The organism is Bradyrhizobium sp. MI1.3, from assembly GCF_055811695.1.
Genome location: NZ_JBVVPQ010000009.1, coordinates 140,755 through 165,789 on the forward strand (window position 1 = coordinate 140,755; position 25,035 = coordinate 165,789).

37 protein-coding genes are annotated in these 25,035 nt (G+C 63.6%); 26 read left to right on the forward strand and 11 right to left on the reverse strand.

The genetic code is table 11. The features are described from left to right. The first annotated feature begins 131 nt into the window (after positions 1-131). The 17 genes from AC0L3A_RS09175 to AC0L3A_RS09255 all read left to right on the forward strand — a co-directional run bounded on the left by AC0L3A_RS09175 (position 132) and on the right by AC0L3A_RS09255 (position 7,160). Entirely contained in the window at positions 132-986 is an 855-nt protein-coding gene (locus tag AC0L3A_RS09175) for a YqaJ viral recombinase family protein (RefSeq protein WP_473254193.1), read from the forward strand. Next, positions 983-1,810, forward strand: coding sequence for an ERF family protein (locus AC0L3A_RS09180; RefSeq protein ID WP_473254194.1), 828 nt, complete (start codon positions 983-985; stop codon positions 1,808-1,810). Before AC0L3A_RS09175 ends, AC0L3A_RS09180 begins: the two co-directional genes overlap by 4 nt. After that, on the forward strand, positions 1,807-2,241 hold the full coding sequence (locus AC0L3A_RS09185; protein WP_473254197.1) for a hypothetical protein: 435 nt from the start codon (positions 1,807-1,809) through the stop codon (positions 2,239-2,241). The genes AC0L3A_RS09180 and AC0L3A_RS09185 overlap by 4 nt, the downstream gene beginning before the upstream one ends. Before the next feature lie 228 nt (positions 2,242-2,469). Next, positions 2,470-2,865, forward strand: coding sequence for a hypothetical protein (locus tag AC0L3A_RS09190; RefSeq protein ID WP_473254198.1), 396 nt, complete (start codon positions 2,470-2,472; stop codon positions 2,863-2,865). Beyond that, positions 2,862-3,056: a hypothetical protein gene (locus tag AC0L3A_RS09195; RefSeq protein ID WP_473254199.1), complete on the forward strand. Its 195-nt coding sequence runs from the start codon at positions 2,862-2,864 to the stop codon at positions 3,054-3,056. Before AC0L3A_RS09190 ends, AC0L3A_RS09195 begins: the two co-directional genes overlap by 4 nt. Before the next feature lie 11 nt (positions 3,057-3,067). After that, positions 3,068-3,301, forward strand: a complete 234-nt coding sequence (locus AC0L3A_RS09200; RefSeq protein ID WP_473254200.1) for a hypothetical protein — start codon at positions 3,068-3,070, stop codon at positions 3,299-3,301. Then, a complete protein-coding gene (locus tag AC0L3A_RS09205) occupies positions 3,298-3,459 on the forward strand; it encodes a hypothetical protein (protein WP_473254202.1) in 162 nt (53 codons plus the stop codon). The genes AC0L3A_RS09200 and AC0L3A_RS09205 overlap by 4 nt, the downstream gene beginning before the upstream one ends. Then, the gene (locus AC0L3A_RS09210) at positions 3,456-4,049 is read left to right on the forward strand and encodes a hypothetical protein (RefSeq protein WP_473254203.1); all 594 of its coding nucleotides are present in this window, start codon (positions 3,456-3,458) and stop codon (positions 4,047-4,049) included. The genes AC0L3A_RS09205 and AC0L3A_RS09210 overlap by 4 nt, the downstream gene beginning before the upstream one ends. Then, positions 4,046-4,222, forward strand: coding sequence for a hypothetical protein (locus tag AC0L3A_RS09215; protein WP_473254205.1), 177 nt, complete (start codon positions 4,046-4,048; stop codon positions 4,220-4,222). Before AC0L3A_RS09210 ends, AC0L3A_RS09215 begins: the two co-directional genes overlap by 4 nt. 72 nt (positions 4,223-4,294) lie before the next feature. After that, a complete protein-coding gene (locus AC0L3A_RS09220) occupies positions 4,295-4,681 on the forward strand; it encodes a hypothetical protein (protein ID WP_473254206.1) in 387 nt (128 codons plus the stop codon). 74 nt (positions 4,682-4,755) lie between these two features. Continuing rightward, positions 4,756-5,205 (forward strand): hypothetical protein, encoded by a 450-nt coding sequence (locus AC0L3A_RS09225; RefSeq protein WP_473254207.1) that lies wholly within the window; start codon positions 4,756-4,758, stop codon positions 5,203-5,205. A 32-nt stretch (positions 5,206-5,237) separates the two neighbouring features. Continuing rightward, the gene (locus AC0L3A_RS09230; RefSeq protein ID WP_473254208.1) at positions 5,238-5,531 is read left to right on the forward strand and encodes a DNA-directed RNA polymerase subunit alpha C-terminal domain-containing protein; all 294 of its coding nucleotides are present in this window, start codon (positions 5,238-5,240) and stop codon (positions 5,529-5,531) included. Continuing rightward, positions 5,528-6,181 carry a hypothetical protein gene (locus AC0L3A_RS09235; RefSeq protein WP_473254209.1) on the forward strand — a complete coding sequence of 218 codons (654 nt, stop codon included), beginning with the start codon at positions 5,528-5,530 and terminating at the stop codon, positions 6,179-6,181. The genes AC0L3A_RS09230 and AC0L3A_RS09235 overlap by 4 nt, the downstream gene beginning before the upstream one ends. Beyond that, on the forward strand, positions 6,172-6,372 hold the full coding sequence (locus tag AC0L3A_RS09240) for a hypothetical protein (RefSeq protein ID WP_473254210.1): 201 nt from the start codon (positions 6,172-6,174) through the stop codon (positions 6,370-6,372). Before AC0L3A_RS09235 ends, AC0L3A_RS09240 begins: the two co-directional genes overlap by 10 nt. A gap of 20 nt (positions 6,373-6,392) precedes the next feature. Next, the gene (locus AC0L3A_RS09245) at positions 6,393-6,593 is read left to right on the forward strand and encodes a hypothetical protein (protein ID WP_473254213.1); all 201 of its coding nucleotides are present in this window, start codon (positions 6,393-6,395) and stop codon (positions 6,591-6,593) included. Further along, entirely contained in the window at positions 6,590-6,877 is a 288-nt protein-coding gene (locus AC0L3A_RS09250; protein WP_473254215.1) for a hypothetical protein, read from the forward strand. Before AC0L3A_RS09245 ends, AC0L3A_RS09250 begins: the two co-directional genes overlap by 4 nt. A 37-nt stretch (positions 6,878-6,914) precedes the next feature. Continuing rightward, complete coding sequence (locus AC0L3A_RS09255; protein WP_473254216.1) at positions 6,915-7,160, forward strand: helix-turn-helix transcriptional regulator; 246 nt, start codon at positions 6,915-6,917, stop codon at positions 7,158-7,160. 166 nt (positions 7,161-7,326) lie between these two features. Here AC0L3A_RS09255 and AC0L3A_RS09260 read toward each other — a convergent pair whose 3' ends face one another. The 3 genes from AC0L3A_RS09260 to AC0L3A_RS09270 form a co-directional block, all read right to left on the reverse strand. Continuing rightward, a complete protein-coding gene (locus AC0L3A_RS09260) occupies positions 7,327-7,629 on the reverse strand; it encodes a hypothetical protein (protein WP_473254217.1) in 303 nt (100 codons plus the stop codon). 83 nt (positions 7,630-7,712) lie between these two features. Beyond that, entirely contained in the window at positions 7,713-7,952 is a 240-nt protein-coding gene (locus AC0L3A_RS09265) for a hypothetical protein (RefSeq protein ID WP_007602597.1), read from the reverse strand. A gap of 338 nt (positions 7,953-8,290) precedes the next feature. Then, on the reverse strand, positions 8,291-9,364 hold the full coding sequence (locus tag AC0L3A_RS09270; RefSeq protein ID WP_219683830.1) for a hypothetical protein: 1,074 nt from the start codon (positions 9,362-9,364) through the stop codon (positions 8,291-8,293). A 240-nt stretch (positions 9,365-9,604) separates the two neighbouring features. Here AC0L3A_RS09270 and AC0L3A_RS09275 point away from each other — a divergent pair, with 240 nt between their 5' ends. Continuing rightward, positions 9,605-10,645 carry a patatin-like phospholipase family protein gene (locus AC0L3A_RS09275; protein WP_219683831.1) on the forward strand — a complete coding sequence of 347 codons (1,041 nt, stop codon included), beginning with the start codon at positions 9,605-9,607 and terminating at the stop codon, positions 10,643-10,645. A gap of 17 nt (positions 10,646-10,662) precedes the next feature. Here AC0L3A_RS09275 and AC0L3A_RS09280 read toward each other — a convergent pair whose 3' ends face one another. Then, a complete protein-coding gene (locus AC0L3A_RS09280; RefSeq protein WP_219683832.1) occupies positions 10,663-11,091 on the reverse strand; it encodes a CBS domain-containing protein in 429 nt (142 codons plus the stop codon). A 189-nt stretch (positions 11,092-11,280) separates the two neighbouring features. Then, entirely contained in the window at positions 11,281-12,117 is an 837-nt protein-coding gene (locus AC0L3A_RS09285) for a rhomboid family intramembrane serine protease (RefSeq protein ID WP_035995689.1), read from the reverse strand. 465 nt (positions 12,118-12,582) lie between these two features. Between AC0L3A_RS09285 and AC0L3A_RS09290 the strand changes: the two genes are divergently transcribed. Beyond that, positions 12,583-13,137, forward strand: a complete 555-nt coding sequence (locus AC0L3A_RS09290) for a PAS domain-containing protein (protein ID WP_219683833.1) — start codon at positions 12,583-12,585, stop codon at positions 13,135-13,137. 13 nt (positions 13,138-13,150) lie between these two features. On the opposite strand, the gene AC0L3A_RS09295 is transcribed toward AC0L3A_RS09290, so the two are convergent. Further along, complete coding sequence (locus AC0L3A_RS09295) at positions 13,151-13,540, reverse strand: COG4315 family predicted lipoprotein (protein WP_219683834.1); 390 nt, start codon at positions 13,538-13,540, stop codon at positions 13,151-13,153. A 147-nt stretch (positions 13,541-13,687) separates the two neighbouring features. On the opposite strand from AC0L3A_RS09295, the gene AC0L3A_RS09300 reads away from it, so the two are divergent. Continuing rightward, the gene (locus AC0L3A_RS09300) at positions 13,688-14,197 is read left to right on the forward strand and encodes a GNAT family N-acetyltransferase (protein WP_007602586.1); all 510 of its coding nucleotides are present in this window, start codon (positions 13,688-13,690) and stop codon (positions 14,195-14,197) included. 65 nt (positions 14,198-14,262) lie between these two features. Here the strand turns inward: AC0L3A_RS09300 and AC0L3A_RS09305 are convergent, their stop codons facing one another. After that, a complete protein-coding gene (locus AC0L3A_RS09305) occupies positions 14,263-16,257 on the reverse strand; it encodes a DEAD/DEAH box helicase (RefSeq protein WP_219683859.1) in 1,995 nt (664 codons plus the stop codon). Between the two features lie 368 nt (positions 16,258-16,625). Here AC0L3A_RS09305 and AC0L3A_RS09310 point away from each other — a divergent pair, with 368 nt between their 5' ends. Both AC0L3A_RS09310 and AC0L3A_RS09315 read left to right on the forward strand, forming a co-directional pair. Then, positions 16,626-17,366 (forward strand): metallophosphoesterase family protein, encoded by a 741-nt coding sequence (locus AC0L3A_RS09310; RefSeq protein ID WP_007602584.1) that lies wholly within the window; start codon positions 16,626-16,628, stop codon positions 17,364-17,366. 52 nt (positions 17,367-17,418) lie between these two features. Beyond that, positions 17,419-17,772, forward strand: coding sequence for a cupin domain-containing protein (locus AC0L3A_RS09315; RefSeq protein WP_219683835.1), 354 nt, complete (start codon positions 17,419-17,421; stop codon positions 17,770-17,772). Positions 17,773-17,809: 37 nt separating this feature from the next. Here AC0L3A_RS09315 and AC0L3A_RS09320 read toward each other — a convergent pair whose 3' ends face one another. The 4 genes from AC0L3A_RS09320 to AC0L3A_RS09335 form a co-directional block, all read right to left on the reverse strand. Continuing rightward, complete coding sequence (locus AC0L3A_RS09320; RefSeq protein WP_473254219.1) at positions 17,810-18,322, reverse strand: hypothetical protein; 513 nt, start codon at positions 18,320-18,322, stop codon at positions 17,810-17,812. A gap of 115 nt (positions 18,323-18,437) precedes the next feature. Then, on the reverse strand, positions 18,438-18,878 hold the full coding sequence (locus tag AC0L3A_RS09325; protein ID WP_354128732.1) for a VOC family protein: 441 nt from the start codon (positions 18,876-18,878) through the stop codon (positions 18,438-18,440). A gap of 102 nt (positions 18,879-18,980) precedes the next feature. Then, positions 18,981-19,463: a DUF5680 domain-containing protein gene (locus tag AC0L3A_RS09330; RefSeq protein ID WP_219683838.1), complete on the reverse strand. Its 483-nt coding sequence runs from the start codon at positions 19,461-19,463 to the stop codon at positions 18,981-18,983. 2 nt (positions 19,464-19,465) lie between these two features. Next, positions 19,466-20,617, reverse strand: a complete 1,152-nt coding sequence (locus AC0L3A_RS09335; protein ID WP_473254220.1) for a zinc-binding dehydrogenase — start codon at positions 20,615-20,617, stop codon at positions 19,466-19,468. A gap of 254 nt (positions 20,618-20,871) precedes the next feature. Between AC0L3A_RS09335 and AC0L3A_RS09340 the strand changes: the two genes are divergently transcribed. From AC0L3A_RS09340 to AC0L3A_RS09355, 4 genes are all read left to right on the forward strand, one after another. After that, a complete protein-coding gene (locus tag AC0L3A_RS09340) occupies positions 20,872-22,113 on the forward strand; it encodes an MFS transporter (RefSeq protein ID WP_473254221.1) in 1,242 nt (413 codons plus the stop codon). A gap of 71 nt (positions 22,114-22,184) precedes the next feature. Beyond that, entirely contained in the window at positions 22,185-23,351 is a 1,167-nt protein-coding gene (locus AC0L3A_RS09345) for an MFS transporter (RefSeq protein WP_007602574.1), read from the forward strand. A gap of 68 nt (positions 23,352-23,419) precedes the next feature. Next, on the forward strand, positions 23,420-24,031 hold the full coding sequence (locus tag AC0L3A_RS09350; protein WP_007602573.1) for a PilZ domain-containing protein: 612 nt from the start codon (positions 23,420-23,422) through the stop codon (positions 24,029-24,031). 330 nt (positions 24,032-24,361) lie between these two features. Further along, positions 24,362-24,988 carry a transglutaminase-like cysteine peptidase gene (locus tag AC0L3A_RS09355; RefSeq protein WP_219683840.1) on the forward strand — a complete coding sequence of 209 codons (627 nt, stop codon included), beginning with the start codon at positions 24,362-24,364 and terminating at the stop codon, positions 24,986-24,988. The last annotated feature ends 47 nt before the right edge of the window (positions 24,989-25,035 follow it).

Below are 25,035 nucleotides of genomic sequence, written 5' to 3' on the forward strand. Positions count from 1 at the left end.
TTCATCAAAAAAAATATGCGCTGTTCCTTATTGACGAACTGAATTTAATTGATCGATAGTGCCGCGCTCGACTGCTACGCGGGACACGGACCAACAGCAGTAAGAGATGGGAAAGTTTCCAAAGCGAAGCCATGGGCGAAATGCCCACCCGTCTTTGTTGGCCTGCAGTCTTCCTGCGGGAGTGGTCCGCGATGTGCTCCGAGTTTGCCTACCAGATCGGTCGATTCACCGGCAGCAGCGCCAACATCGCGATGGTTGGCAGCGCCGATGAGCTGAACCAGCACTTCCTTGTCAGATCAGGCCAAGCCGAGCCCGAGCCGCCGTCCTGGGCGATGCGCGCGGGCTCGCATATGGAGCCGCTGATCCTCGACTGGTTCGAGGAACAAAGTGGCCATCCGATCATCCGGCGCGGGGAAGTTGAGTACCACCGCCAGTTGCCGGACGTTTGCTGTAAGCTGGATGGGTTTTGTGCTCCGCTCGACGCTGTGGTCGAAGTAAAATTTCTAGCGCCGCATCGCCGGAGAGAAGAATTTCTCCCTGCCTACTATGCGCAGACCATGCTGCAGCGGCTATGCACTGGAGCCAGCAAGGCCATCCTGCTGGTCGCGCAGGGCACTGCCGAGCCGATCGACTTTGAGCTGGAGTATGACGCGGAATACGCCGCCGAGCTGATGCGGCGCGCAGACATCTTCCTGCAATGCCTGCGCACGCTGACGCCGCCGTTCCCGATGCCGCCAGCGCCGCCGCCACGGGAGAAGTGGCGCACGCTCGATGTCGATGCCGAGCCCACCAATTGGTCAGGCGAACTGGCCATGTTCCTGCAGGCGTATGACGACACTGCGACCCCCGCCGCCTTGCATGACGAGATGGGCAAGGCCGCCCGCGACCTGATCCCCGATGATGTCGGCAAGGTTTTCGCTGGCGCGTTTCAGATCGCGCGAAATCGCAAGGGAACGCTTTCGATCACTCGGAGGGCCGCAACATGAACAATCTGGTCACGACCGACTATCGCAGCGTGATCGAGCGCGCCGCAACGGACCCGAGTTTCGACGTGGACAAGCTGGAGCGCCTGGTCGCGATGCAGGAAGCGAGCGAGCAGCGCCACGCCGATCATCAATTCAACGAGGCGCTATCGAAGGCCGAGGCCGAGATGAGCGTCATTTCGACCAATGCCAACAATCCGCAGACCAAGAGCCGATACGCGACCTTCGCGCGGCTCGATGGCGAGATTCGTCCGATCTATACCAGCCACGGTTTCGGCATCCAGTTCAACACCGAGCCGATGGGCGAGCCGAACATGATCCGCGTCGTCGGCATGCTGTCGAACGGGATGACCCAGCGCCGGTTTCAGGTCGATATGCCGATCGTCACGCAGGGTATTCGCGGGCAGGACATGATGACCCGCACGCACGCGACGATGTCGGCGATCTCCTACGGCAAGCGCGGCCTGCTGGTGATGATGTTCAATCTCGCGATCGGCGATGATGACGACGGCAACCGCGCGGGCGGCTCGTATCGGCCCGCGCCGGCCGCAGCGCCGCGCTCGATGGATGAGCTGCGCGATCCGCATTCGGGCGAGGTTGTCGATTTTGTCGAGCCGTTCGCGCTGGAGATGCATGAAGGCCAGACATGGGCCGAGTTCATCGAGCCGCTGCAGCGCTACGTGCTGCATTCCAGAACCATCACCGAATGGGACGAATGGATGAGCCTGAACGGCGCGCTGCTGGTCAAGCTGAAGGAAACCAAGCCGCAGCTGTTCCGGCTGTTCGAGAAGAACATCGAGGCCAAGCATGAGGAGTTGACGAAATGAAAGTGCTGATCACGCCGAAAGGTTGGGAGCCGTTCGACGCCGAGGCGCGCGAGGAGCATGCGAGCCAGACCACGGGCGAGCCGGTCGGCGCGCAGGTGATCGAGATCGAGCTGCTGTACGACCGCGATATGCATGAGCACCGCCGCATCATGGCGACGATCGGTGATCTGGCAAAGGCGCTGCACACCACGCCCGAGAAGGTCCGCGCTGAGCTGCTGGTCGCTACCGGCAATTTCGTCATGCTCGGCGATCTGCTCGGCACGCCGGTAGTCGCCGTCAATTCGATGTCGCGCCACAACATGAAGGATCACGAACTGCATGCGTTCTGGTCTGAAGCGCGCGAGATCGCGCAGACCAAACTGGTGCCAAAGATCAAGGATGCCGCCGAGCGCCAGCGCCTGGCGGATACGCTATCGCTGCAGCCAGCGTGACGCCCGTGTGCTGATCGCCGGTTGTTAGTGGTCCGAAGCCCAGACCGATTGCCGCCTAAAAACGGCGTCGGTCGGGGTGGAGGTGAGGAGGGAATCGGCGCAGCGGTCGGTGGCAAGCCGCTGTGGTGGTCCAGAGGCCCGTCGCTTCAATTGTCAACGTGCCCCAGCCTTGTCGGTTGGCGGCGGGCCGAAGGACCGGATGCAATGAAAGAAAAACGGAGACGCATCATGACCGAGAGCAATGGCTTTCAAGCCCCGCACGATATGGACGAAACAGTTCGCGACATCCAGCGCCTAGCCGCGCAGCAACAGGGCCACGAGCCGATGAAGGTGCACGAGCGACTGCCGCCTTCGGCGAAGCCTTTCGATCAGCAGGCGCATGATCTGATGATCAAGGGCGTCGATCAGGTCGCCACCGATTGGGTCGAAGAGCTGGCGCGCGTGCGCGAAAATTCCGAGAAGGTCGAACAGCTTGTGATGGAGCGCGCTGCCAAGGTCAAGAACGATATCACTGCGCTGTATCTGCTCGGCAGCGCGGTGCTCGCCGAAGCCAAGCGCGGCGATGATGTCAATGTGCGGCTGGTCTCTGAACTCGACAAGCTCGGCGAGGAGTACAGCGCGTGAGCAAGCCGCTTGGCGTCTGGCATTGCCTCGAAAGGGTGGCGCGCGAGAAGAATCCGCGCCTGGTCGCCATCATCGAGATCAAGGACGCCCGGCTTCTCTTGGAAACTCGCGCAGCGCTGCAGGCGATGGCGACCGGCAATGTCGGCAAGGCGAAGATCGCCGCCGCGAAGCGGTTGCTGGCAAAGCAATGAAGGAGGCACCGATGCGAACAGCCCACACGATCGAACTGGTGCCATGGCGCGGCACCAGCACCGGCGAGCGCATCGCGATGGAGATAACATCAATGGCGCTGTGGCCGCTGCAGGACGATGCCCGCATGACGGTGCTGATCAATCTGATGGCGGCGCAGGTCGATCGCATGTGCGACGACGAGGGCCAGATTGACGCGCTGATCGATCTGTTGCGAATGCAGCTGCGGATGATGCACGCGGCATGAGGATAAAGATCGTCGCCAGCTTCGACCCGCACGACTATCAGCAGCTTCAACTGCTGGCGAAACTGAACAAGGTAAAACTGTCGGAATTGGTGCGTCGCATCGTCACCGCGCACCTCGACAAGGGCAAGCCGAACCTCGCTAGGGAGCGAGTCGAATGACCGAAGTGTCGCGCAAGCTGAGCCGCAACGAGACCCACGATCTGTCGATGATCATCAAGGATCGCACCAAGGTGCTGCGTGCGCATGCCGAGGAACAGGCGGCGGCCTGCATGGCCGACTTCGAGCGGCAGATGGCGGCCAGCTATACCTTCGATCAGGAAGAGGTCTGGCAGAAGGCCACGCTGGAAGCGCAGCGCGTGGTGCAGGAAAGTCAGGCGACCATCGCCAAGCGCTGCAAAGAGCTGGGCATCCCGGCATCGTTCGCGCCATCGATCAGCTCCAGCTGGCAGGGGCGCGGCGAGAACATGCTGGCCAGCCGCCGCGCCGAGCTGCGGCGCGTGGCGCAGACCTCGATCGCGGCGATGTCCAAGGCGGCGATCACCAAGATTGAAAAGCAGGCGCTTGATCTGCGCACGCAGGTGGTCGGCATGGGTCTGCTGTCGGCGGATGCAAAGCTGTTTCTCGAAAGCCTCGCGCCGATCGAGGAGAACATGCGCGCACTCGACTTTGCCGAGATCGAGAAGCGGTTGGAAAAAGAACAGCAGCTGCGCCTGGAGGATCGGCGACAGCTGTATGGAGGCGGCGGATGACGTGGCGCGAGGGCGTCGATTATTGGCGCAGATGGGCTCGGCGAACAGACGGCGACATTGTGGTGGATGCGGCGCGCATCACCGCGTTCTACGAGGCGCTCGTGCGCCACGATCTGGACGACCAGATGCCCGCCGAACTGGTGAAAGAACTCGGGATGCATGGAGACGGCTGATGATCAACACCTCGGCCAGCCAACGGCGGCGGGGCGGTCGAGGGTTCATTCCAGCCGCCGACGGAGAAAGTCATGACAAGGCATGTGGAAATTGCCGAACTGCTTGATGCGGTGCCGGTATCTCCTGCGCCAATGACGCGGGCCGCGAAGCTGAAGCACTGGGCCTCGTTGGTGCGGCACAGCAAGTATGCGGTTTTCCTGCTGCACGGCGTTGAGTACATGCGGCCAACGGAGCTGGAGATCGCAACGGTGCCGGTGGTGCCAACCCATCCCACCGCGCTCGCGCTTGCCGCATCAGACCCCGTGTTTCGAGCACAGGGCCTGCGCGCGGCTCCGTCTATCGCCGATGCATTGCGCTTCTTTGGCCTGACACAGCAGGAAGCGCATGCATTCTCCTGTGATTGCCACGGCCCCATGTCCAACGAGGAACAGGCCCGTCGCATTGAGAGTCTCGCCTGATCGACGGTGATACAGGCTGGTGGCGGGCAACCCCGCCACTGGCCGCAAAATAACAACGAAACCGGATCACGACAATGTCCACGCCATATGCGCAGGCGACCAGCGGGGTTGCGGCGCGCGATGAGATCACCAAGCTGCTGCGCCGCTTCGGCTGTACGTCGATCGGCTTCCTCGACAATTACGAGGATCACGAAGTGCTGCTGGTGTTCAAGCACCGGGGCCGCCAGATGCAGCTGCGCGCATCGGCCAAGGGCTGGGCAGCGCTGCACCTAAAAGAAAACCCGCACAATTATCGCCATAAGCACGACGAGAAGCAGCACGCCGACAAGGCGCTGGCGCAGGGACAGATCGCGATAAATTCCATTCTCCGCGATTGGGTCAAGGGCCAAGTGATGGCGGTCGAGTGCGGCGTCCTCTCGTTCGACGCCATCTTCATGCCCTTCATGCTCACCCATGACGGTCGCACCATCTCCGAACGCGCCGATCAGCTCGGCCTGCTGCCGGCCAGCGAGGCAGCATCATGAGGCAAATGTGGATCACAGAAATGGAGGAGACCATGAGTGACCAGATCAGCAATAGCACCAACCTGACCAAATTGACGGAGATCGCCGAGCAGGCCAATGCCAGCGGCGCGTGGTGGAAAAGCGGCGCGCTCGATGAGCGCAGCGAGCTGGAGCTGCCGACGCGCGTTCTGAAGGTGCTGGAGAACGCGGGCATCATGACCGTCGAGCAGCTGAAGGCGGCGGGGCCTGCGCGGCTGCGCAAGCTGGAGGGCCTCGGCAAGCTCGGCTTCAACCAGATCATCGAACTGCTGCGTGCGCTCGATCGGCAGAATGGCGGTGAGCGATGAACGAGCTGAACCAGCGTATGCGGGTTCTGGAGCTGCCTTCGCGGATGAAGCGGCTGCCGATCGATGAGGCGGGCTTTCCGATCCCTTACTTCGTGCCTTACGTGAACCGCAAGCCCGAGTTTCGCGGCTTCGATGGCGAGAAGCTCGGCATCTGCGTCAGGCACAAGCGCTGCTGGCTGTGCGGCGAGCCGCTTGGCAAGTTCATGGTGTTCGTGATCGGGCCGATGTGCGCGGTTAATCGCACCAGCGCCGAACCGCCGAGCCATCGCGAGTGCTCGCAATTCGCGGTGCGCGCCTGTCCCTTCCTGACGCAGCCGAAGATGCGCCGCAACGAAAAGGACATGCCCGATCATCTGGGGCCGGCGGGCATCATGCTGAAGCGCAATCCTGGCGTGACGCTGTGCTGGACCACGCTGAGTTATAGGCCCTTCAGGGATCATCGCGGCGCTGGTGTGCTGTTCAGGATCGGCGATCCGGTCAGCGTCGAGTATTTCGCCGAAGGCCGCGCCGCCACCCGCGAGGAGATCATGGCGTCGATCGACAGCGGCATGCCAACGTTGCGCGGCATGGCCGAGCAGGATGGCCCTGAAGCGATGGTTGAGCTGCAGCAGATGTACGACAAGGCGCTGGAGTTGCTGCCATGCCCATAATCCGCGTCGATCGGCCTGACTGCGAGAAGGCGTATGCCTTCGACACCGCGACGTGCGGCGATCCCGAGTGCGGCCTGCACATCGTTCCGAAGCGGCGCAATGGGAAGCCAATCTGCGAAATTGTTATCGGGCGCGATCAGCTGCGCGAGATGCTGGTGATGATTCACGATCTGAGGCTGGACCTGCCATGACGACGGAAGGAGCCACGCGGATGAATACCAACGAAGCCAAGGTCATCAGCGAGCTGCACGAAGAGATCATGGACGAGCTGCATGGCGAGGCCGCTGCCGTGCAGATCAAGGTCGCCTTCGCTGTCCTGGCGACGGTGATCAGCAATGCCGCGCGGCAGGACCCCGCTGAACTGAAGCGTGCGGCGGTAGAGCTGCGCGATCTGATGAACATGGCGCAATGAGCGAGCGGCGCGGCCCTTTCATCATCGGCCCCTCGGTCAGGGTGCCGATGTCGGAATGCCTCGGCTGCGGCAAGCGGATGGATGGCGCTACAGGCGTTGATCATCGCAGCCAGCCGAAGCCGGGGCACATTACGGTCTGCATTGGTTGCGGGCATCTCATGGCCTTCGCCGAAGACATGCGCCTGCGCAATCTGACCGACGCGGAGATGTACGAGATCGCGGGCGATCCGCGCCTGATCGCGGTGCAGCGCGCTCGCAAGCTGGCGATGATGACGAAGCGATGAAGGTCACCCTGGGGCGATAGTTCGGAGGGAAAATGCAGTGGAGCACGACGACGAAAAAGCCGGGCCGCGTCCAATGCTCACGCTTGATCGCGTGCTGCAGTTGGTGCCAGTCGGAAGAAATACGTTGATGCGAATGATCGAGCGAAAAGAGTTTCCGCCCGGCCATTACATCAGCCCGAACAAGCGCGTCTGGTATGCCGATGAGATTGAAGCGTGGCAGCGCGCACTGCCCGCGCAAAGTGGGCGAAAGAAGCCCGAGCGGCGCAAGGCCCCGGCGCAGTAGGCTGCAGCCCAGCTGCGCCCATATCGCCCCATCCGCGTCCATACCAGTCCGCGAGGCGCGGCCCTTGGAATTGGGGCCTATTTTGGGGCCCCGGCCATAGCGCTAGGGCTTTCGCTTTTCTAAGCCCCTGAAAAGCCGACCGAAAATAAGTGAAAAAAGGCCTTGGCTACAGGCCCACACGATTTCGCCGTACGCCGATCACACCGGTCGTGTGCGCGGCGGCTTCGCTCACGGTTGCCCGCCCTGCGAAACCCTTCGCGCCGATGTGGCCCACGTCCACCGCCGTCCGGCCCGCGTTCGTGACGATCGCGATACGCCCCTCTTCCTTGGGCCGGAGTGAGGCGAAATATACGTAATTCCGAAATTCGGTAAAGTGGAATATTTTGAGCCACGCGGGTTGACCGGCAGCTTGGGTGTTTTGCCCGACGGGCAACGCGATATCTTGTAGCCCGGATGAGCGAAGCGACATCCGGGATTCCTACCACGAGCTGTCCCGGGTATCGCTTCGCTCACCCGGGCTACGAGACCTACCGGACTGCACGCGAGTCGCGACTAGTCCTCGCTGGACGTCGCCAAGCGATTGCGCAGATGGGCCTGCGACAACAGGAAGAACAATGCGCGCTCGCCATGATATTTGGCGGACGGCCGGGTGCGCTCGAAGCCATCGGCAAATTTCTTGCCGGATTGGTCGCACACCTGCCACCGCCAGCCGAACCGCTTACGCCTGGTGAGGATCACTTCGAACATGCCGACGAGCTTGGCCCCTGCTCCTTGCCGGTCTCGCAGACGCACGAGCCTGCTCCGGCCTCCCCCGTTGGAGTGATGTCCGACATATAACGCGGCAGGATGGAAAGCGAATAAAATTGATTATCGGAAATAGGTATCTTGCACCGGCTGTGAGCAAGTCGCGGCGACGCTGGAATAAGCCGGCGGTGCCGGTGTTGATCGGTCCTGCTTGGTAGCGCTGACAAAGCTACTCAAATCGCAACACCAAACGGAGCAGCGGAGAGCATCTGCTTTGCACACGGGACTGGCGGTAATGAGATATGGGGGATCCGTGCGCTGAATGAGAAGCGTTCACCAGACACGGAGATCAGCGTCAGGCCGCATGCGGTATCACCGCTCAAGCACTACCGCGCGACGACTTCCACCTCGCCGTCGACGCCGTTGACGACGTTGAAACCGCGCTCGTAGACCTTGCCCTCGTTCTTGGCGATGGCGCGGTATTCGCCTTCGGAGAGCACGACGCGCGGAAAGGCGCCGATCGATTCCTTGATGACGTCGCCGCCCGGGGTCAGCACCGACCAGGCAGTGTTGGCGAGCGCTTCGCCGCCCCTGTCGCTGACGAGCTTGAGCGTGATGACGGCGGCGCGGTGGGTGATGGTGACGTCGGTGAGCTTGCTGGCCTGGACGCGGATGTCCGAGCGCACCACCGAATTGGCGTCGCCGTAATTCGAGATGATGTAGTAGGTGCCCTCCGGCAGGAGCACGACGTCACCTGCGGCGACGTTCGGCACCAGGGAGGCGCGCTCGCCGGATTCGAACTGGCTGCCCTTGTAGATCGCGAACGAGATCTGGTTCTGCGGAATGCGGCTGGTGCCGACGCGGCCCTCGATGCGCAAGCCGCCGGCGGGCAGCACGAAGGATTCCCGGTCGGTTTCGGCCTTCAGGCTGACGGTGCGCACCGCGCTGACCAGGCCAAAGGCGACGTGCACGACGTAATTGCCGGGCGGCAGCACGATGTTCGGCGTGGCATTGCGGTCCTCGCGGATCAGCTTGAAGGTGCCGTTTTCGTCGGGACGATCGGCAAACACGCGCCAGACCAGGCCGCTGGTGATCGGCGGGGTGTCCTTGCCGTATTTGGCCGTCAGCGACAGCACGCCCTGTCCGGGCACGGCCGCGTTGAGCGGCGGGGCGGACGGCACGGTCGTGACCGCGGGCGGCGGCATGCTGGGCGTGGTCGGCTGCAACAGGGTCGGCGGCAGGCTCGGTGGTCCGGCACCCGGGCCGGAGGGCGGCGCCAGGCTGACGGCACCGCCGGGATCGGGCACTGAAGCCGGCGGTACCGGCGGCGGACGATCGGAGAAAAGCTGCGCCTGCGCAGCATTTTGGCCAAGGGTATAGAGGCAGGCAGCAAGGACCAAGGCCGGCAGCAGCGATGCGCTGCGCCGCCATCCGATGATGCCGTCACCCCCGAGAATCATGCCACCTGCTTTTCACCGAAAACGCGGCAAATTCAAGCCTCTGTCCCCCTGAGAAATACGGCCCGACAGGTTTTGGAACCCGGTTGACGCCTGCGTGATTACCCGAGAGGCAGCCGCGCCTCGCCATACTCCTGCCCCGCGCGCTTCCCAAACCGGCATAAACCATGCTTCGGCCCGGTTCTGGCGGAGCGCGAGTACGGTGCCTAGTCTGATGGCGGGTCCCGGCGTAGGAGAGTTTCGGTGCTGGACATATTGAAGGGTCGGGGTTCGAACAGCGATAAGGTCACCGAGAAAGTCGGCCTGGGCAGCATCCGCCGGCCGGTCATCGGCCTTGCGCTTGGCGGCGGCGCGGCGCGCGGCTTCGCTCATATCGGCATTATCCGGACCCTGCTCGCCAACGGAATCGTGCCCGACGTCGTGGTCGGCACCTCGATCGGCGCGGTGGTCGGCGGCCTCTATGCGGCCGGCCGGCTCGATACGCTGGAAGAATGGGGCCGCAGCCTGCAAGGGATGCGCAACATCCTCGGCTACCTCGACATCCGCCTCAACGGCTCCGGCCTGATCGGCGGCGAGAAGCTGGCGACCCGGCTCGAGGCCGCCTGCGGCCAGAGCCAGATCGAGGACCTCCCGGTCAAGTTCGCCGCCGTCGCGACCGAGGTCCGCACCGGCCACGAGATCTGGCTGACGCGCGGCCGCGTGGTCGACGCGATGCGCGCCTCCTACGCGCTGCCGGGCATCTTCTCTCCGGTCCTGATCGGCGATCGCTGGCTGGTCGACGGCGCATTGGTGAACCCGGTGCCGGTCTCGGCGGCCCGCGCGCTCGGCGCGGAAATCGTCATCGCCGCAAATCTTTCCAGCGACATCTTCACCTATTCGACGACGGTCTATTCGCACGGCGCGATGCCTGAACCGGTGATCCCCGCGGCCGAAGAGCCGCCGTCAAAGCGGCGCTTCCCGAGATTCTTCTCGCCCGAGAAGACGGTGAAGCGCGAGTTCTTCGGCGGCGGCAGCGCCCGGCCCGGCCTCTCTTCGGTGATGGTCGACGCCTTCAACATCATGCAGGACCGCATCACCCGCGCCCGCCTCGCCGGCGATCCGCCCGATATGCTGATCACACCGCGGATCGGCCAATTCGGCTGGTTCGATTTCCACCGCTCCGAGGACCTCATAGCCCTGGGCACCCGCGCTGCCGAGCGCGCGCTGGAGTCCATCCAGGAGGCAATCCACGAACTGGCACCCGCGCCCGAGGGCGCCGCGCCCAAAGCCGACCAGCAGGCCTGATCAGGCGGTCTTACTGATCAGGCGGTCTTGATGTAGTCGCGCAGAGCTTCCTGCTCGGACTCGTATTCCTGCACCCGGCGCTTGACGATGTCGCCGATCGAGATCAGGCCGACCACCTTGCCATTGTCGACCACGGGCAGATGGCGGAACTTTCCGGTGGTCATCATCTCCATGAGCTCGGCGACCGTGTCGGTCTCCTTGCAGGTGACGACCTTGCGGGTCATGACCTGAGCGACCGGCTCCTCGAGCGCGCCGGCGCCGCGCTCGCCGATCACCCGCACGATGTCGCGCTCCGACAGGATGCCTTCCAGCCGGCTCTGGTTCATCACCAGCACCGCGCCGATCTTCTTCTCGCCGAGCAGTTTGACCGCGGCCGCCAGCTTCGCGTCCGGCTCGACGCTCATGATCTGGTGGCCCTTGGTGTTGAGAATCGAACGTACCGTCATTGTCGCCTCCCTGAATCGGAACCGTCCGCTGTTCGCGGTCCGGACTTGTTCTTCGAGTCTTCAACTAACAGTTTCAGCGCCGGTTTCACGCTCAGGCGCTTTGCGAAGCATCGCCTCTAGCGGCCTGTCGCTTCGGAACATTCTTCTCGGGAATGATGGATGAATTCGGGCGGCGCCGCAAGCGCCGGTTCAAATACGGCCCGAAATGTCCTGCGATGACGCATCCGCAGCATCGCTTCGCACGCGCGGCACGGGATCAAACAGCGTGAACAGCAACAGGCCGGCAAGGAAGCCGCCGATATGCGCCTGCCAGGCAACGCTCGTGGTCTCGCTATCTACGCCGATCGCGCCGACGCCGAAGACGATGTTGACGCCGAACCACACCGCGAGGAAGCCGAGCACCCGCCCGTCGCGCAACGCGCGCGACAGCGGCAGCGCCGGAACTCTTGCGGCGGTATCGGCATCCGATCGGCTGAATGACAGGAAGCTGCCGCGAACGAAGGCGAAGCGGATCGCCGCCGCCATCGCGCCCGACACCGAGGCCGAGGCGCCGATCATCGGCGCCACCGCGTGCTCGTGGGTGACGAGATGGGCGAGCGCGCCGGCCGCCGCCGTCACCGCGAGGAACAGGAAGAACCTGATGGCGCCAAAGCGCCGCGCCAGCGCGCTGCCGAACGGCAACAGCCACAACACGTTGAAGCCGATATGGGTGAGATTGGCGTGGAGCAGCGAATAGGTGACGAAGGTCCAGACCTTGGCGCCGGCCCCGCCGGGGATCTCCAGATTCAGCAGCGAGGAATCGTAACGCTTGGGGATGAAACCGAAGACGTCGATGGTCCAGTTCTCGAGCTCCGGCGGCAGCAGCACCCGCAGATGGATCACCGCGAGCAAGAGGATATAGGCCGTCAGCGCGAACGGCAGCGTCAGGATCGGCTCGCGCGGAGCCTCCTCAACGACGGCCGGCACTGCCAGCGAAGCATCTTGCGACGGAGGATCTTGCGGCGGAGAATTTGGCGGGGAATCCAAGGCGGCTTCGCTTTCAGGCGCGATCGGAGCGACAGGCTTGACGACAGGCCTTGGAGATAGTCGCCTTTGCCCGCCCTGCGCAAGTGCACAAAAGGAAAAGGCAGGGCCCTGGGAAAGCCCTGCCTATCCGTGTCGGACTTCCGGTACCCAGAGAGACGGGAATATCCCCACCCCTCCCCGCGGCCGGTGACCAAACTGTTTGACGCCTGTGTACAGGCCTCGCCGAGAACCTGGAGAAAAGCGGCGAAGCTTGCGACCGCGATCACCATAGCAGCGGCGTGGCGCGCGGAAAGCGCATAGTTAACTTAACGTTAACGACGCAAAGGCAGCGCCAGGGACGCCGAAAACGCCGCTGCGGCATGGACGCTGCAAAGCCCCTCCTGCACAACAACACAGGGATCGCGGCTGCACTGAAGCGGGACAGGTTTGTCCCGCGAGGTTGCGCCCCGGGGTAAGCGTTCAGTCATGAAACATCCGTCAAGCCGCGAATTCTTCGCATATTGGAACGAAAAGCGCGGCACTGCGCGGGCGCCAGACCGGGCCGATATCGATCCGGCTGCCGTGCGCGGCCTGCTCGGAGACATCTTCGTGCTGTCCTGCGAGCCCCATCTCGGCTTCCCGTTCCGCGTCGCCGGCACGCGCGTTTGCGCGCTCGCAGGGCGCGACCTCAAGGACTCGAGTTTTGCGGCGCTGTTCAACGAGGCTAGCCGCCGCGAGGTCGAGGAGATCACGACCATCGTCGCCGACGAGAGCCTCGGCGCAATCGCCGGCGTCACCGCCGCGCGCGAGGACGGCAGCAAGGCGCATCTCGAGCTGCTGCTGCTGCCGTTCAATGCCCGCCCGCATACACCGGTGAGCGTGACAGGCGTGCTCGCGCCGTTCGACGACGAATGCGGCGCCCTTGGCCCGTTCGCCCTCACCTCCTGGCGCTATCTGCACCAGCCGGAAAAACTGCTGCCACGCGCGATCCGCAAGCTGCAAATCGCACGCGGGCTGATGGTGTATGAGGGGCTGCGCTAGCAGTGCACCCTGCTCACGGCATCGCCAGATGCCAGGCACCGTTGAGAAAGCCGTCGCCGGTGACGTCGCCGGGCTTTGTGTCCTTGGCGAAGGTGTAGAGCGGCTTGCCCTTGTAGGCCCACTGCTTCGAGCCGTCGTCGCGCGTGATGACGGTGTAGCCGTCGGCGGCGGCATCGCTGGCCTCGGCTTTCAGCACCGGCCAGTTGGTCGCACACGGACCATTGCAGGCCGACTTGCCGTCAGCATCCTTGTCGAAAGTATAGAGCGACATGCCCTTGGCATCGGTGAGCACGTTGCCTTTGTCGGTCTTGCCGGTCTTGGCCGGCGGTGCCGCGAAAGCAGTGGGAGCCAGCGCCAGCGATATTGCGAGCGTGAGCGCGAGGCGGATCGAGGTTGTGGTCATGGTCTCTCCTGTCATGCAATGGGCTTGCATCGATAGGACGCCGCGCGAGCCGTCGTATTCCTGAGATGGCGGCAAAGATATTTTTCGCTGCACGCATCGTCGCATCGGAATAAACTGGAAATGATTGAGACGGAACGACGGATCGACATGAGCAAGCCGCATTGGCGTCCCGGGCGCGCCTCCGATCTGCCGGCGATCAGCACGATCGCAGTGCGGATCCATCCTGATCTGCCTGAACGCCCCGAGGTGCTCGCGGAAAAAATGCGGCTCTATCCCGACGGCTGCCGCGTGCTCGTCGCGGACGACGGGATCGTCGGCTACGGTCTCGCGCATCCCTGGATGCAGCACCGGATTCCCCCGCTCGACGGCTTGCTCGAGCAATTGCCCGACGATGCGGATTGCCTCTATTTGCACGACGTCGCGGTGCTGCCTGATTTTCGCGGCGGTGTCGTGCGCGATTATGTGCTGGCAATCGAACAGCTCGCGCGCGCGTCAGCGATTGCGACGCTCGCATTGGTGTCGGTCTACGCCACGCGGCCGCTGTGGGAGCGTCTCGGCTTTCGGTCCGTCACGACTGATGCGAAGCTGCGGGCAAAGCTCGCGACCTACAGCGACAGCGCAACATACATGCTGCGCGACCTCGCTGCTCAGACTTGATTTCCGAGATAATGCCGCCGGTGAAATCCGGCAGCATCATTGCCGTCCGCGCCGTGCAGCTGCAGTCAGGCGCGATACTTCTTTTTCGTCTTCGGCTTTTTCCCGGGAGCGCCCTTCTCAGACCACGACGTGACCGAGGGCTCAGCATAGCCCGGCTTGTTCTTGTGCTTCTTCTTTTTTGCGAAGGAAGGAGCATCGTCGAATTTCGGCGTACGCTCGCCGTATGGCTTTTCGTGCGATTTGCCGTGTGTCTTGCCGTGTGGCTTGCCTTGCGGTTTGAACCCGCCCGGCTCGCGCGGGCGATCGTCGCGGCGTTCACGATGGTCGCTGTCGCTGCTCTCGCGCCGCGGCGCGTGGGACCGCTCTTCCGAAGATGCCTGCCGTTGCGGCGCATCCGCCATGGACTCGATGCGAATGTTGTCTTCCTTGTCCGGACGCTTGATCTTGGCGGCGAAAGATTCCACGACCCGCTCGGAAATCTCGAACTCGGTCGTGGTGTCCATGATCTTGATCGCGCCGATATCGTTCTTGTCGATGCCGCCACGGCGGCAGATCATCGGCAACAGCCAGCGCGCTTCCGCATTCTTTTTTCGTCCGATGTTGGCCCGGAACCAGACGCTGCCATCGGCCATGCCATGTTTCGACGATTTCCCCGATTTGGCCCGAGCCCTTTCGGGGCGGTCATCGCCACGCGAAGCGCGGACATCGTCGCGCGGAGCGCGCGTATCGTTGCGACCGCGATCCTCGCGCGGCCGGCCAGCTCGCTCGCCGGGATCCATGATGTCTTCGGGCGACGGCAGCCGCGCGCGATAGAGCCGTGCGAGAGACGCGGCGATCTCCTCAGCCGACCGCTCGGCCAATAGCGCCTGCGCCAGCGCCAGATCGTCGGCGGTCGTCTCCTCCGTGAACAGCACGTCTTTCATGCGCTCGTGATCGAGCTTGCGGATCTCATCCGGCTGCGGCGCGGTCCCCCAGACCGCGTCGATGCCCGAGACGTTCAGCAGCATTTCCGCACGCCGCCGCCGCACGGGCGGCACCAGCATGACGCTCGTCCCCTTGCGGCCCGCGCGGCCGGTGCGGCCGGAGCGATGCTGCATGACCTCGGCGTCGTTGGGCAGGTCGGCATGAATGACGAGATCGAGGCTCGGCAGATCGATGCCGCGGGCGGCGACATCGGTCGCCACGCAGACCCGCGAGCGTCCGTCGCGCAGCGACTGCAGCGCCGTGGTCCGCTCGTTCTGCGTCAATTCGCCTGACAAGGCGACCACGGAGAAGCCGCGCTCCAGCAGCGCCGCCTGCAAATGCCGGACGCCATCGCGCGTGCTGCAGAATACCAGCGCGCTCGGCGCCTCGTAAAAGCGCAACACGTTGACGACGGCGTGCTCGGCATCGCCGGGCGCGATCCGGATCGCGCGGTACTCGATATCGGCATGACCGCCTTCGTCGCCGGCGACCTCGATCCGGAACGCCCGCTGCTGATACTGCTTGGCCAGCGCGACGATGCCGCGCGGGAACGTCGCCGAGAACATCAGGGTGCGGCGGGTGTCCGGCGTGGTCTTGAGGATGAACTCCATGTCCTCGCGAAAGCCGAGATTGAGCATCTCGTCGGCCTCGTCGAGCACGACCACTTTCAATTCCGAGATGTCGAGACGGCCGCGGCGCAAATGATCGCACAACCGGCCGGGCGTGCCGACGACGATATGAGCGCCGGCCGCAAGCTCCCGCTGCTCGCGCCTGGGGTCCATGCCGCCGACGCAGGAGACGACGCGCCCGCTCGCATGCTCGTACAGCCACGCCAGCTCGCGATGGACCTGCAACGCGAGCTCGCGGGTCGGCGCCACGATCAGGGCGAGCGGTGCACCCGCCCGCTCGAACCGCTCGGCGTCACCCAGCAGGTCCTTGGCCATGGCCAGCCCATAGGCCAGCGTCTTGCCGGAGCCGGTCTGGGCCGAAACCAAGAGGTCGCGGTCAGCGGCCTCGTCCGTGAGCACTGCGAGCTGAACGGGGGTCGGACGGTCGTAGTTGCGCTCGGCCAAAGCTCGGGCGAGCGGCGCACTCATGGTCGGAAAAGACACGGGATAAACCTTGGTTGGTCCAGGCGCGGAACGTCGAGCCGCGCGACCTGAAGCTGCGTAGGCGGCAAATGGTCCAGCCGCACGCGTGGTGATTTGATTTGGACGCTCTTTACGCCAAGTGCGGGCAAATCACCATGCCTATGACGCATGGCTTTGGCGATGCCGAGAATAAGCTTACTGGCCAGCTCGACCCACTACATCCAGCGTTTTCGAGCCGTTTTGCTGCATATAGCGGGATTTTGGGGCGAGGCTGCAGATTTTCACGGCCACCTCGCTTAAATTATGCACGGTTGGAGCTGCCGGAGACGCACAACAGGGCTAAGCTCAGGCCGATTGGACTAGGGAGCACGACGATGCGATTGGCAGTCATTTCCGATATCCACGGCAACCTTGCCGCGCTGGAGGCGGTGCTGGCCGACATCAAGGCGCGTGGCGTCGATCGTACGGTCAACCTGGGCGATTGCGTCACCAGTCCGTTGTGGCCGAAAGAGACTTTCGAAGCTCTCGAGGCGCTGTCGTTGCCGACCGTACGCGGAAACCATGATCGCTGGATTGAGGAGTTTCCGGACGACAAGCTCTCGTCCGCAGGCCTGTTTGCGCGCAACGCATTGACTGCGGAGCAACGTCTCGCACTCCACAGCCTGCCTTCCCAAATACGGCTGGACGATGGTATCCTGGCCTGCCACGGCACGCCCGACAACGATACGACATGCCTGCTGGAAGAAACGCTCGACGACGGCCGCTTCGTACCGGCACGCCGCGACGTGCTGGCAATGCGCCTCGCGAGTGAGCCGACGGCGCGTGTGGTGCTGTGTGGTCATAGCCACCGCCAGGCCGTCGTTCACGGACCTCATGACTGTCTGGTTCTCAATCCAGGGAGCGTTGGTTGCCCGGTCTTCGCAGACATTCCCGTTGCCGCAAACCTGGAATACCGCTCGCCGCACGCGCGATATGCAATCCTCACGAAGCGACAAAGGGGCTGGCAGGCCGAACTCTTGGCCCTCGAATACGATTGGGACGCCGCATCGTCCCGTGCCCTCGCCAACGACCACCCGAAATGGGCGCGGGCCATATCGTCGGGATATGTCAAATAGCTGCTGGCATCGCTCGACCCAAATCGTGCCGCACGGAAGAACGGGAGAACACATGGCCGACGGCATTTCGCTTGCCGACAAACTCGCGACTTTTGGGGATTTCTGGTCGCCACGCACGATCACGACCTTCAACGATTGCGACGTGATGGTGGTGAAGGTGAAGGGAGAATTCACCTGGCACAAGCACGATGACACCGACGATTTCTTTCTCGTCCTGAAAGGCAGTCTGGACATCGAATTGCGGGATCGCACGGTGACGCTCGGTCCGGGCGAACTCTATGTCGTGCCCAAAGGTGTTGAGCATCGACCGGTCGCGCGCGAGGAGGTTCATCTCCTGCTCATCGAGCCGACCGGCACGCCGAATACGGGCGACAAAGCCACCGCCGCGGCCCGCAAGCTCGCATAGAGGGCAACTCGCCCAGCGCAGCTCTATGCCTGCAGCCCTAATCCCTGGAGGTCACCAGGCTGCTGAAGCCGCCGACCAGCCTGGCTCTGGCCCGCGCAACGGTCTCCCTCGCCGTGCGACCCAAGGCGCGGACCGCGCGCCAGGCGTCGGTTGCCTGCAGCCACGCCTTCACATCGGAGTACTTGCCGTACGCCCAGGCAAAAGCCGGAATCCGCATCAGCTTGTCACGCGTGAGATGGAACAGGCGCTCGACCAGGACGAGCTTGAGCAGCTCGCCGACGATGAACGTCACGGCCCCGCTCACGATCTGGCCGGTTGCCGCGAGATAGGCCGCCACGGGCTTGACCGGCTCCAGGATAATGACGGGGACGGAAAACAGGGCAAGCGAGCAATAAGGCGACAGCGATCTGATCCAGCCGCGCAATCGCTTCAACTGGAGATGCCGCCCGATCCAGCGCGAGATTGGCCTCGCCACGGCCATGAAGACCGCATCCACCAGGAAGTAGATGGCGGCCAGGATGTAAGTGACGGGTTTCAGGATCCGCTTCACGATGAACTCTCCCGTGAACTGAAAGCCGAAACCCCGGTCTAAGTTTCACCCCGGCGTGAATAACTCGCGGATTTCCGATGGAACTTTTCGTACACAGGCCCACCGCTCCCGCGGTTCAGATCTCCGCATAGACCTCCAAGAGATTGCCGTCGGGGTCGCGGAAGAACAGCGTCCGGTGCCCGAACGACTGGTTCGTCGGCGGCGACAGCAGGGCCACGCCGTGGCGTGCGAGTTCGTCGGCACATGCATCGACTTCGGCCGCGGACACCTTGAAGGCCAGTTGCAGCGAGGCGCTCCTGTGCGGCACAGGCGCGTCAGTCGCAGTCCGGCCCGGCTTTGCGAGAGCCAACGTGTTAGGGCCCAGGCCGTACTCGATCCAGTTCGCCGACAACTCCCGCAGCACCGGAAATGCGAGAACCTCCTCGTAGAAGCGGCGCATCGCCACCATATCGCGTACCAAGATGACGGTGTAGTCGATCGCACGGATGGAGCTGAAGGGTGAGCGGGTGCGCTGGCCTGGTTCGGTCGTTTGTTCGTTTGTCATCTCGTCCTTCATTCCAAACGCCGGCCCCATAGCCCGTATGGAGCGTAGCGGAATGCGGGGAGCCGCAGGCGAGAATCCCGGATTGCGCTGCGCTCCATCCGGGCTACGGATCATCTAGCGCAGCAGCCCGCCACCATAGCGCAGCTCGTAAAGCAGCGCGCCATCCTCCTGCGCAATCGTCTCGATGCCGTGGAAACGATCGAGCGAGCCTTCGACCTCGTTACGGTAAACCATGCCGTCCTGCTCAAACAGATGCGGCCCCCGGTACGGCTCCTCCACGGATCCGGCCAGTAGTGCCTGGCGCAGGAATTTGTAGATCGCAAGGAAGGTGTCTCGCCCCGTGATCTCCGCGCGGACGCCCCCGCTGTAGCTCATCGACCAGATGACGCGCCCATCCCGGGACACGGTCTCCTGCCCGACGAAGAACCCCATCCCGAAATAGATATCGCGATAGGCATAAGGCGACGCGCGATGCTCGAGCTGCTTGGAGCCTCTGAGCAGCGGAGCGGCCACGGTGGCGTCGTCGTCCAGCCCCGCATAGGTGCGGCGCTTGGATTCGACCAGAAACGCCGCGAGCTCGTGCGGGATCGATGCCATCGCTACTCCACCAGCTCCGGCCACGGCACGATGGTTGACTTCACCGTCTTCATCGCCATCGCATCCCTGACCGCCTGCGCGACGCCTTCTTCCGTGAACGGATAGATCGTCTGCATCTTCAGCCAGGGATATTTGTCACGGGTGCGATAGAGCATGTCGACGCCGAGCGGCAGATCGTTGGCGGTAAAACCCCAGGAGCCCAGCACATTGAGGTCCTTGGTGCAGATGCGGTGCCAGGAGGTCTCGATCGAGCCGGCGTCGGTGAACTGGCCCATCTCGACATAGGTGCCGCCGTCGCGCAGCATCTCGATGCCTTCGGGGCCGGCGGAGGGATGGCCCGAGCAATCCATCACCAGATCGGCGCCGAAGCCGCCGACGATGTCGCGTACGCGCGCGATGCGTGCCTCGGGCGATTTCAGTTCGTCGATGTTCACCGTCGCCTCGGCGCCGAACTCACGCGCGAGCTTGAGCCGCGGCTCCTCCGGCGCACCGACGCAGATGACGCGCCCTGCTCCCATCTCCTGCGCGGCGGCAACCGCGAGAATGCCGATCGGGCCCGAGCCCTGGATCACCACCGTGTCGCCCCAGGTGAAACCACCGGCGCGGCTGGCGCGATTGAAGGCGCGGATGCAGGAGGTCAGCGGCTCCGACAGCGCCCCCAGCCGCAGCGACATGTCGTCAGGCAATTTGTAGATCTTGGTGCCCGGCAGCATATCGAGATCGACATAGACATATTCGGCCCAGGCGCCCCACATGTGAGGCGCCTTGTCGAAGCCGAGATAGCGGCCGTAATAGACCGGCGTCAGGCACTTGTTGGCGACTTGCGGAAAATGGATGCAGTAATAGCAACGGCCGCAGGGCATCAGCGGCGGGATCATCACCTTTGATCCGACCTTCAGCGGCTTGCTCATGAAGTCCTCGGTGAATTCGTCGCCGCATTCGACGATGATTCCGCCGAGCTCATGGCCGAGCGTGAACGGCCACGGCAGCGGCTTCGGCCAGTGCCCCTTCAAAATGTGCAGGTCCGTGCCGCAGACGCCGCACGCACCGACCTTGATCAGCGCCGCCTTCCGGCCGACCTTCGGCCACGGCACGGAGCGGATGACGGGTTCGCTGCCGGGCCCTGCGTGGGTGCAGACGCGGATCTGGTCCATGGAGGTTTCCTCGATGCCCGCTTTTACTATGGCTGATTGGTGCGAGCTGACGAGCAGCGTATGTGAGATGCACGGTCGTGCCAAGCCGCGGCCTCGTAGCCCGCATGAGCGGAGCGACATGCGGGGCCGGCGTTCCCGGATATCGCTTCGCTCATCCGGGCTACGGGACCGCTGTCCTCACACACCCAAGTGTCTTGAGCGCTCGACGGCGAACGTGTAGGCACGGCGCGAAAAGTCCCACCCCAGGTGCCCGCTTGAACCCCCTCCCTCAGAATCCTGTCGTCGCGTCCGGCTCGTTCGCGGCGATGAAGTCGGTGCCGTACCGGCTCCAGTTCATCGCTTACGTGCTGGCGATGATGGCCGATAATATTGAGCATGTGATCAGTTATTGGGTGGTGTTCCAGAAATTCCATTCGCCGGCGCTGGCGGGCTTTGCGGTGCTGTCGCACTGGCTGCCGTTCCTGCTGTTCTCGGTCGCGGTTGGCGGGCTCGCCGACCGGGTCGATCCGCGCCGCATCATTCAATGCGGCATGCTGCTGTTCATCGTTGCTTCGGCCGGATGGGGTTTCTTCTTCATCACCGACACCATCGAGATGTGGCACGCCATGCTGCTGTTGGTGATCCATGGCTGCGCCGGCGTGTTGTGGCAGACGCCGAACCAGCTGCTGCTCTATGATCTCGTCGGCCCCGCCGATCTTCCGAGCGCGGTGCGGCTGAATGCGATGGCGCGCTATCTCGGCATTCTGGTCGGACCTGCCGTCGGCGGCATTATCATGCTCACGCTCGGCACCTCGCATGGCATCATCTTCAACACGCTGTTCTATCTGCCGATGCTGCTGTGGCTGTTCTGGGCGCCGGTGCGGGACAAGAGTGTCGCTGTGCGGCGCTTCGCCGTGCGCGGCCTTGCCGACATCATGCTGACGATCCGTGCCATCGGCACGCAGCCGGTGCTGACGGCGATGACATGGCTTGCCGGCCTCACCTCGTTCATGATCGGCAACGCCTATCACGCACAGATGCCCGGCTTTGCCGGCGATCTCGGCCACGGCGATCCCGGCATCTCCTACAGCGTGCTGCTCGCGGCCGATGCTGCCGGCGCGCTGCTCGCCGGCATCGCGCTGGAATCATGGGGACGGCTCAAGGGCACGCCGCGCACCGCGATCTTGCTCGCCATGCTGTGGAGCGTGGCGCTGCTCGGCTTCGCCTCGGTGCGGATCTATCCGGTCGCGATCGTGCTGCTGTTCTTTGCAGGCTTCTTCGAGCTGTCGTTCAACACAATGGCGCAGGCGCTGGTGCAGTTGAACGCGCCGTCCGATATTCGCGGCCGCGTCGTCGGCCTCTACAACATGGCCGGGCTCGGGATGCGAGCCTTCAGCGGCATCACGGTCGGCCTGTTCGGTGCGGCGATCGGCATTCACTGGTCGCTCGGGCTCTCGGCCGCGGTGCTGCTGGCGCTGCTATGTCTCCTCTATCGGCGTGCGACGAGGAAGTCGTAAGCTCAGAGCTTGCGGTTGACTCCGGCGTCTCCCCACCGCACGCTCGATATAGGGTTTGGGGAGATGAAGCGTTGCGCAATCGCTGGGGCATACTTGCGATCCTGTTCGTCGTTCGCCTCACCATCGCGTTCCAATTCCAGAGCGTGGCCGCGGTCGCGCCGCTGCTGCAGCAGAGCTTCGGCGTCGGACTCGCCGATATCGGCATCCTGATCGGACTCTATTTCACACCGGGCATCGTGCTGGCGCTGCCGGGCGGCGCGATCGGCCGGACGCTTGGCGACAAGCCCACCACGATCGTGGCGCTGCTGCTGATGACAGCGGGCAGTCTCGTCATGGCCACCACCGACGTCTGGGGCTGGCAGATGGCGGGCCGGCTCGCCTCCGGTGCCGGCGGCGTGCTGCTGACCGTGCAGCTCACCAAGATGGGCACCGACTGGTTTGCGGGTAAGGAGATCGCCACCGCGATGGCGATCTTCGTCAACTCCTGGCCGGCCGGCGTTGCGATCTCGCTGCTGGTGCTGCCGGCGATCGGCACGGCGTATGGCGCCGGCGCCGTGTTCCTCGTGGCCGGCGCGCTGACCGCGATCGGCATCGTGCTGATCATTTTCTACCAATCGCCGCCGGGAGCAACCGCCAGCGCGGCCGGCTCCAGGCTGCTTGATCCGCTCGCGCTTCTGGCGGTGATCGTCGCGGGTGCGATCTGGGGCCTTTATAATATCGGCTTCGCCATGATTTTCTCGTTCGGCCCCTCATTGCTCGTCGAGCGCGGCTGGAGCATTGCGGCGGCAGGCTCGGCGATCAGCCTCGTGATGTGGCTGTCGGTGATCTCGGTGCCATCAGGCGGATATCTCGCCGATCGCACCAAGCGCCCCTTTGTCGTGGCGATCGCGGCGAGCCTCGTGGTGGCCGCCCTGCTGGCCTGGCTGACCCGGTCCGACGCTGTGATCGCGATCCTCGTCCTGGGCGGCTTGATCGGCGGCCTTCCCGCCGGCCCGATCATGAGCCTGGCCGCCCGCGTACTCGCGCCGGAGACACGAGCGGTCGGGATGGGCGTGTTCTACACTCTCTTCTATGCCGCGATGATGCTGGGGCCGGCGGTGGCGGGTCGGCTCGCCAAATCGGCCGGCACTGCCGCCGTCGCGCTCGACCTCGGCGCGCTGACGGTGCTGGCCTGCCCGCCCCTGATGTGGCTTTTCGAACGCATCGTGTCTGTTCGTCATCGCCGCGCCCGATCCTAACGTAGCATTAACCCTGTGCACCTTAGGGTGGTCCCGGACTCCGCCAGGCGGGGGGTCGGGTTGTGAAAATGGCGTTGGCGCACAAAAAATTTCTTCCGGCCGCCGAGGAACGTCGGCGTTTCCAGCGGGTGAAGGTTCACCTGCTCGGCCGCTACATGTTGCCGGACCGCCGTGAATTCCCCTGCCAGGTGATCAACATGTCGCCGGGCGGGCTGGCGCTGCTGGCCCCCGGCATCGGCAATGTCGGCGACCGCGTGGTCGCCTATCTCGACCATATCGGCCGCGTCGAGGGCAAGATCACCCGCATCATCGACAATGGCTTCGCCATGACGGTCGGTGCGACGCCGCGAAAGCGCGACAAGCTTGCGGCACAGCTGACCTGGCTCGCCAACCGCGACATCCTCAATTTGCCGGAAGACCGCCGCCACGATCGTATCGTGCCGCGCAACCCGATCGCGGTGCTGACACTCGAGGACGGCACCAAGATGACCTGCCGCATCATCGACCTCTCGCTGTCGGGCGCAGCCATCGCCGCGGAAAACCGTCCCCCGCTGAAATCGACGGTTCTGCTCGGCCGGGTGCAGGGTCGCGTGGTCCGAAACCTCGAAGACGGCTTCGCGCTCGAGTTCATGCATTCGCAGCCGATTGAAACTCTCGAAGAGAGCGTTACCGCGCGGTAAAGCGCGAAGGCACCAAAACCACTGCATTTCCAGTACTGAAGGCGGCCTCCGCGATGCGGACGCCGCCTTTTTCATGGTCGTGACGGGCCTCGCGCGGGTTAACGCGGAGGTCGCGGGTGCGTGCAAACAACGGTTCCGCCAGCGTTTCCGCGTTAATCGATAAAATTTGAATCAATTGCAGTCATATCGAATTTTATTCAAGTTTGACTCAAGTATAGATCGAATTCGCCGCGCGTTTTACTTGTATTCGTCTCGACTTGACTTGACTGACTTAGCGGCAACTCAAAAGCTCCCTGCGCAATGTGGTCCCAACAAGAAACGGGGGCCGCAATGTTTGATTTCAGGGGACAGGGGAAGAGAATGGCGCTGGCCGCCATGCTCTTCGGAATGAGCGCGGCAGCGCAGGCCGGCGAAGGCCGTCTGCTCTACGCAAGCCTCGGCGACACCACGCGTGCGCCGATCGGCTGGGTCGAGTTCTGTGCGGACAATGCCGCTCAGTGCCAGGGCGCACCGACGCAACCGCGCGACATCGTGATGTCGCAGGCTGCATGGCGCGACCTCGTCAAGGTCAATCGCTGGGTCAACGAGACCGTCAAGCCTTTGACCGACCAGGAGCACTGGGGCGTGATCGAAAAGTGGTCGCTGCCGTCGGACGGCTACGGCGACTGTGAAGACTACGTGCTGTTGAAGCGCAAGATGCTGATCGATGCCGGATGGCCGCGCGAGGCCCTGCTTATCACCGTCGTGCGCGACAAGAAGGGCGAAGGACACGCGGTGCTGACGGTGAAGACCGACAGGGGCGAGTTCGTTCTCGACAATCAGAACGAGAACGTCGTTGCCTGGACGGAGACCGGCTACCGCTTCGTCAAGCGCCAGTCGCAGAGCGATCCGAATGTCTGGGTCTCGCTCGGCGACACCAAGCCGGCGGTCTCCACCGCCAGCGCAAGGGACCAGTAGCAGATCAGTAGAGACAAACGAAAGAGATACGCGAACCGGTCTGGGAC

Bases quoted from the DNA above. Each gene is read 5' to 3' on its own strand.
- AC0L3A_RS09245 (WP_473254213.1), top strand. From the start codon at position 6,393: ATGAATACCAACGAAGCCAAGGTCATCAGCGAGCTGCACGAAGAGATC.
- AC0L3A_RS09280 (WP_219683832.1), bottom strand. From the start codon at position 11,091: ATGACGGTACGTTCGATTCTCAACACCAAGGGCCACCAGATCATGAGC.
- AC0L3A_RS09330 (WP_219683838.1), bottom strand. From the start codon at position 19,463: ATGGCATCGATCCCGCACGAGCTCGCGGCGTTTCTGGTCGAATCCAAG.
- AC0L3A_RS09250 (WP_473254215.1), top strand. From the start codon at position 6,590: ATGAGCGAGCGGCGCGGCCCTTTCATCATCGGCCCCTCGGTCAGGGTG.
- AC0L3A_RS09355 (WP_219683840.1), top strand. From the start codon at position 24,362: ATGTTTGATTTCAGGGGACAGGGGAAGAGAATGGCGCTGGCCGCCATG.
- AC0L3A_RS09270 (WP_219683830.1), bottom strand. From the start codon at position 9,364: ATGATTCTCGGGGGTGACGGCATCATCGGATGGCGGCGCAGCGCATCG.
- AC0L3A_RS09220 (WP_473254206.1), top strand. From the start codon at position 4,295: ATGACAAGGCATGTGGAAATTGCCGAACTGCTTGATGCGGTGCCGGTA.
- AC0L3A_RS09180 (WP_473254194.1), top strand. From the start codon at position 983: ATGAACAATCTGGTCACGACCGACTATCGCAGCGTGATCGAGCGCGCC.
- AC0L3A_RS09225 (WP_473254207.1), top strand. From the start codon at position 4,756: ATGTCCACGCCATATGCGCAGGCGACCAGCGGGGTTGCGGCGCGCGAT.
- AC0L3A_RS09235 (WP_473254209.1), top strand. From the start codon at position 5,528: ATGAACGAGCTGAACCAGCGTATGCGGGTTCTGGAGCTGCCTTCGCGG.
- AC0L3A_RS09200 (WP_473254200.1), top strand. From the start codon at position 3,068: ATGCGAACAGCCCACACGATCGAACTGGTGCCATGGCGCGGCACCAGC.
- AC0L3A_RS09175 (WP_473254193.1), top strand. From the start codon at position 132: ATGGGCGAAATGCCCACCCGTCTTTGTTGGCCTGCAGTCTTCCTGCGG.
- AC0L3A_RS09190 (WP_473254198.1), top strand. From the start codon at position 2,470: ATGACCGAGAGCAATGGCTTTCAAGCCCCGCACGATATGGACGAAACA.
- AC0L3A_RS09325 (WP_354128732.1), bottom strand. From the start codon at position 18,878: ATGAAGGACGAGATGACAAACGAACAAACGACCGAACCAGGCCAGCGC.
- AC0L3A_RS09240 (WP_473254210.1), top strand. From the start codon at position 6,172: ATGCCCATAATCCGCGTCGATCGGCCTGACTGCGAGAAGGCGTATGCC.
- AC0L3A_RS09260 (WP_473254217.1), bottom strand. From the start codon at position 7,629: ATGTCGCTTCGCTCATCCGGGCTACAAGATATCGCGTTGCCCGTCGGG.
- AC0L3A_RS09185 (WP_473254197.1), top strand. From the start codon at position 1,807: ATGAAAGTGCTGATCACGCCGAAAGGTTGGGAGCCGTTCGACGCCGAG.
- AC0L3A_RS09215 (WP_473254205.1), top strand. From the start codon at position 4,046: ATGACGTGGCGCGAGGGCGTCGATTATTGGCGCAGATGGGCTCGGCGA.
- AC0L3A_RS09210 (WP_473254203.1), top strand. From the start codon at position 3,456: ATGACCGAAGTGTCGCGCAAGCTGAGCCGCAACGAGACCCACGATCTG.
- AC0L3A_RS09230 (WP_473254208.1), top strand. From the start codon at position 5,238: ATGAGTGACCAGATCAGCAATAGCACCAACCTGACCAAATTGACGGAG.
- AC0L3A_RS09315 (WP_219683835.1), top strand. From the start codon at position 17,419: ATGGCCGACGGCATTTCGCTTGCCGACAAACTCGCGACTTTTGGGGAT.
- AC0L3A_RS09310 (WP_007602584.1), top strand. From the start codon at position 16,626: ATGCGATTGGCAGTCATTTCCGATATCCACGGCAACCTTGCCGCGCTG.
- AC0L3A_RS09350 (WP_007602573.1), top strand. From the start codon at position 23,420: ATGGCGTTGGCGCACAAAAAATTTCTTCCGGCCGCCGAGGAACGTCGG.
- AC0L3A_RS09335 (WP_473254220.1), bottom strand. From the start codon at position 20,617: ATGGACCAGATCCGCGTCTGCACCCACGCAGGGCCCGGCAGCGAACCC.
- AC0L3A_RS09205 (WP_473254202.1), top strand. From the start codon at position 3,298: ATGAGGATAAAGATCGTCGCCAGCTTCGACCCGCACGACTATCAGCAG.
- AC0L3A_RS09305 (WP_219683859.1), bottom strand. From the start codon at position 16,257: ATGAGTGCGCCGCTCGCCCGAGCTTTGGCCGAGCGCAACTACGACCGT.
- AC0L3A_RS09295 (WP_219683834.1), bottom strand. From the start codon at position 13,540: ATGACCACAACCTCGATCCGCCTCGCGCTCACGCTCGCAATATCGCTG.
- AC0L3A_RS09290 (WP_219683833.1), top strand. From the start codon at position 12,583: ATGAAACATCCGTCAAGCCGCGAATTCTTCGCATATTGGAACGAAAAG.
- AC0L3A_RS09300 (WP_007602586.1), top strand. From the start codon at position 13,688: ATGAGCAAGCCGCATTGGCGTCCCGGGCGCGCCTCCGATCTGCCGGCG.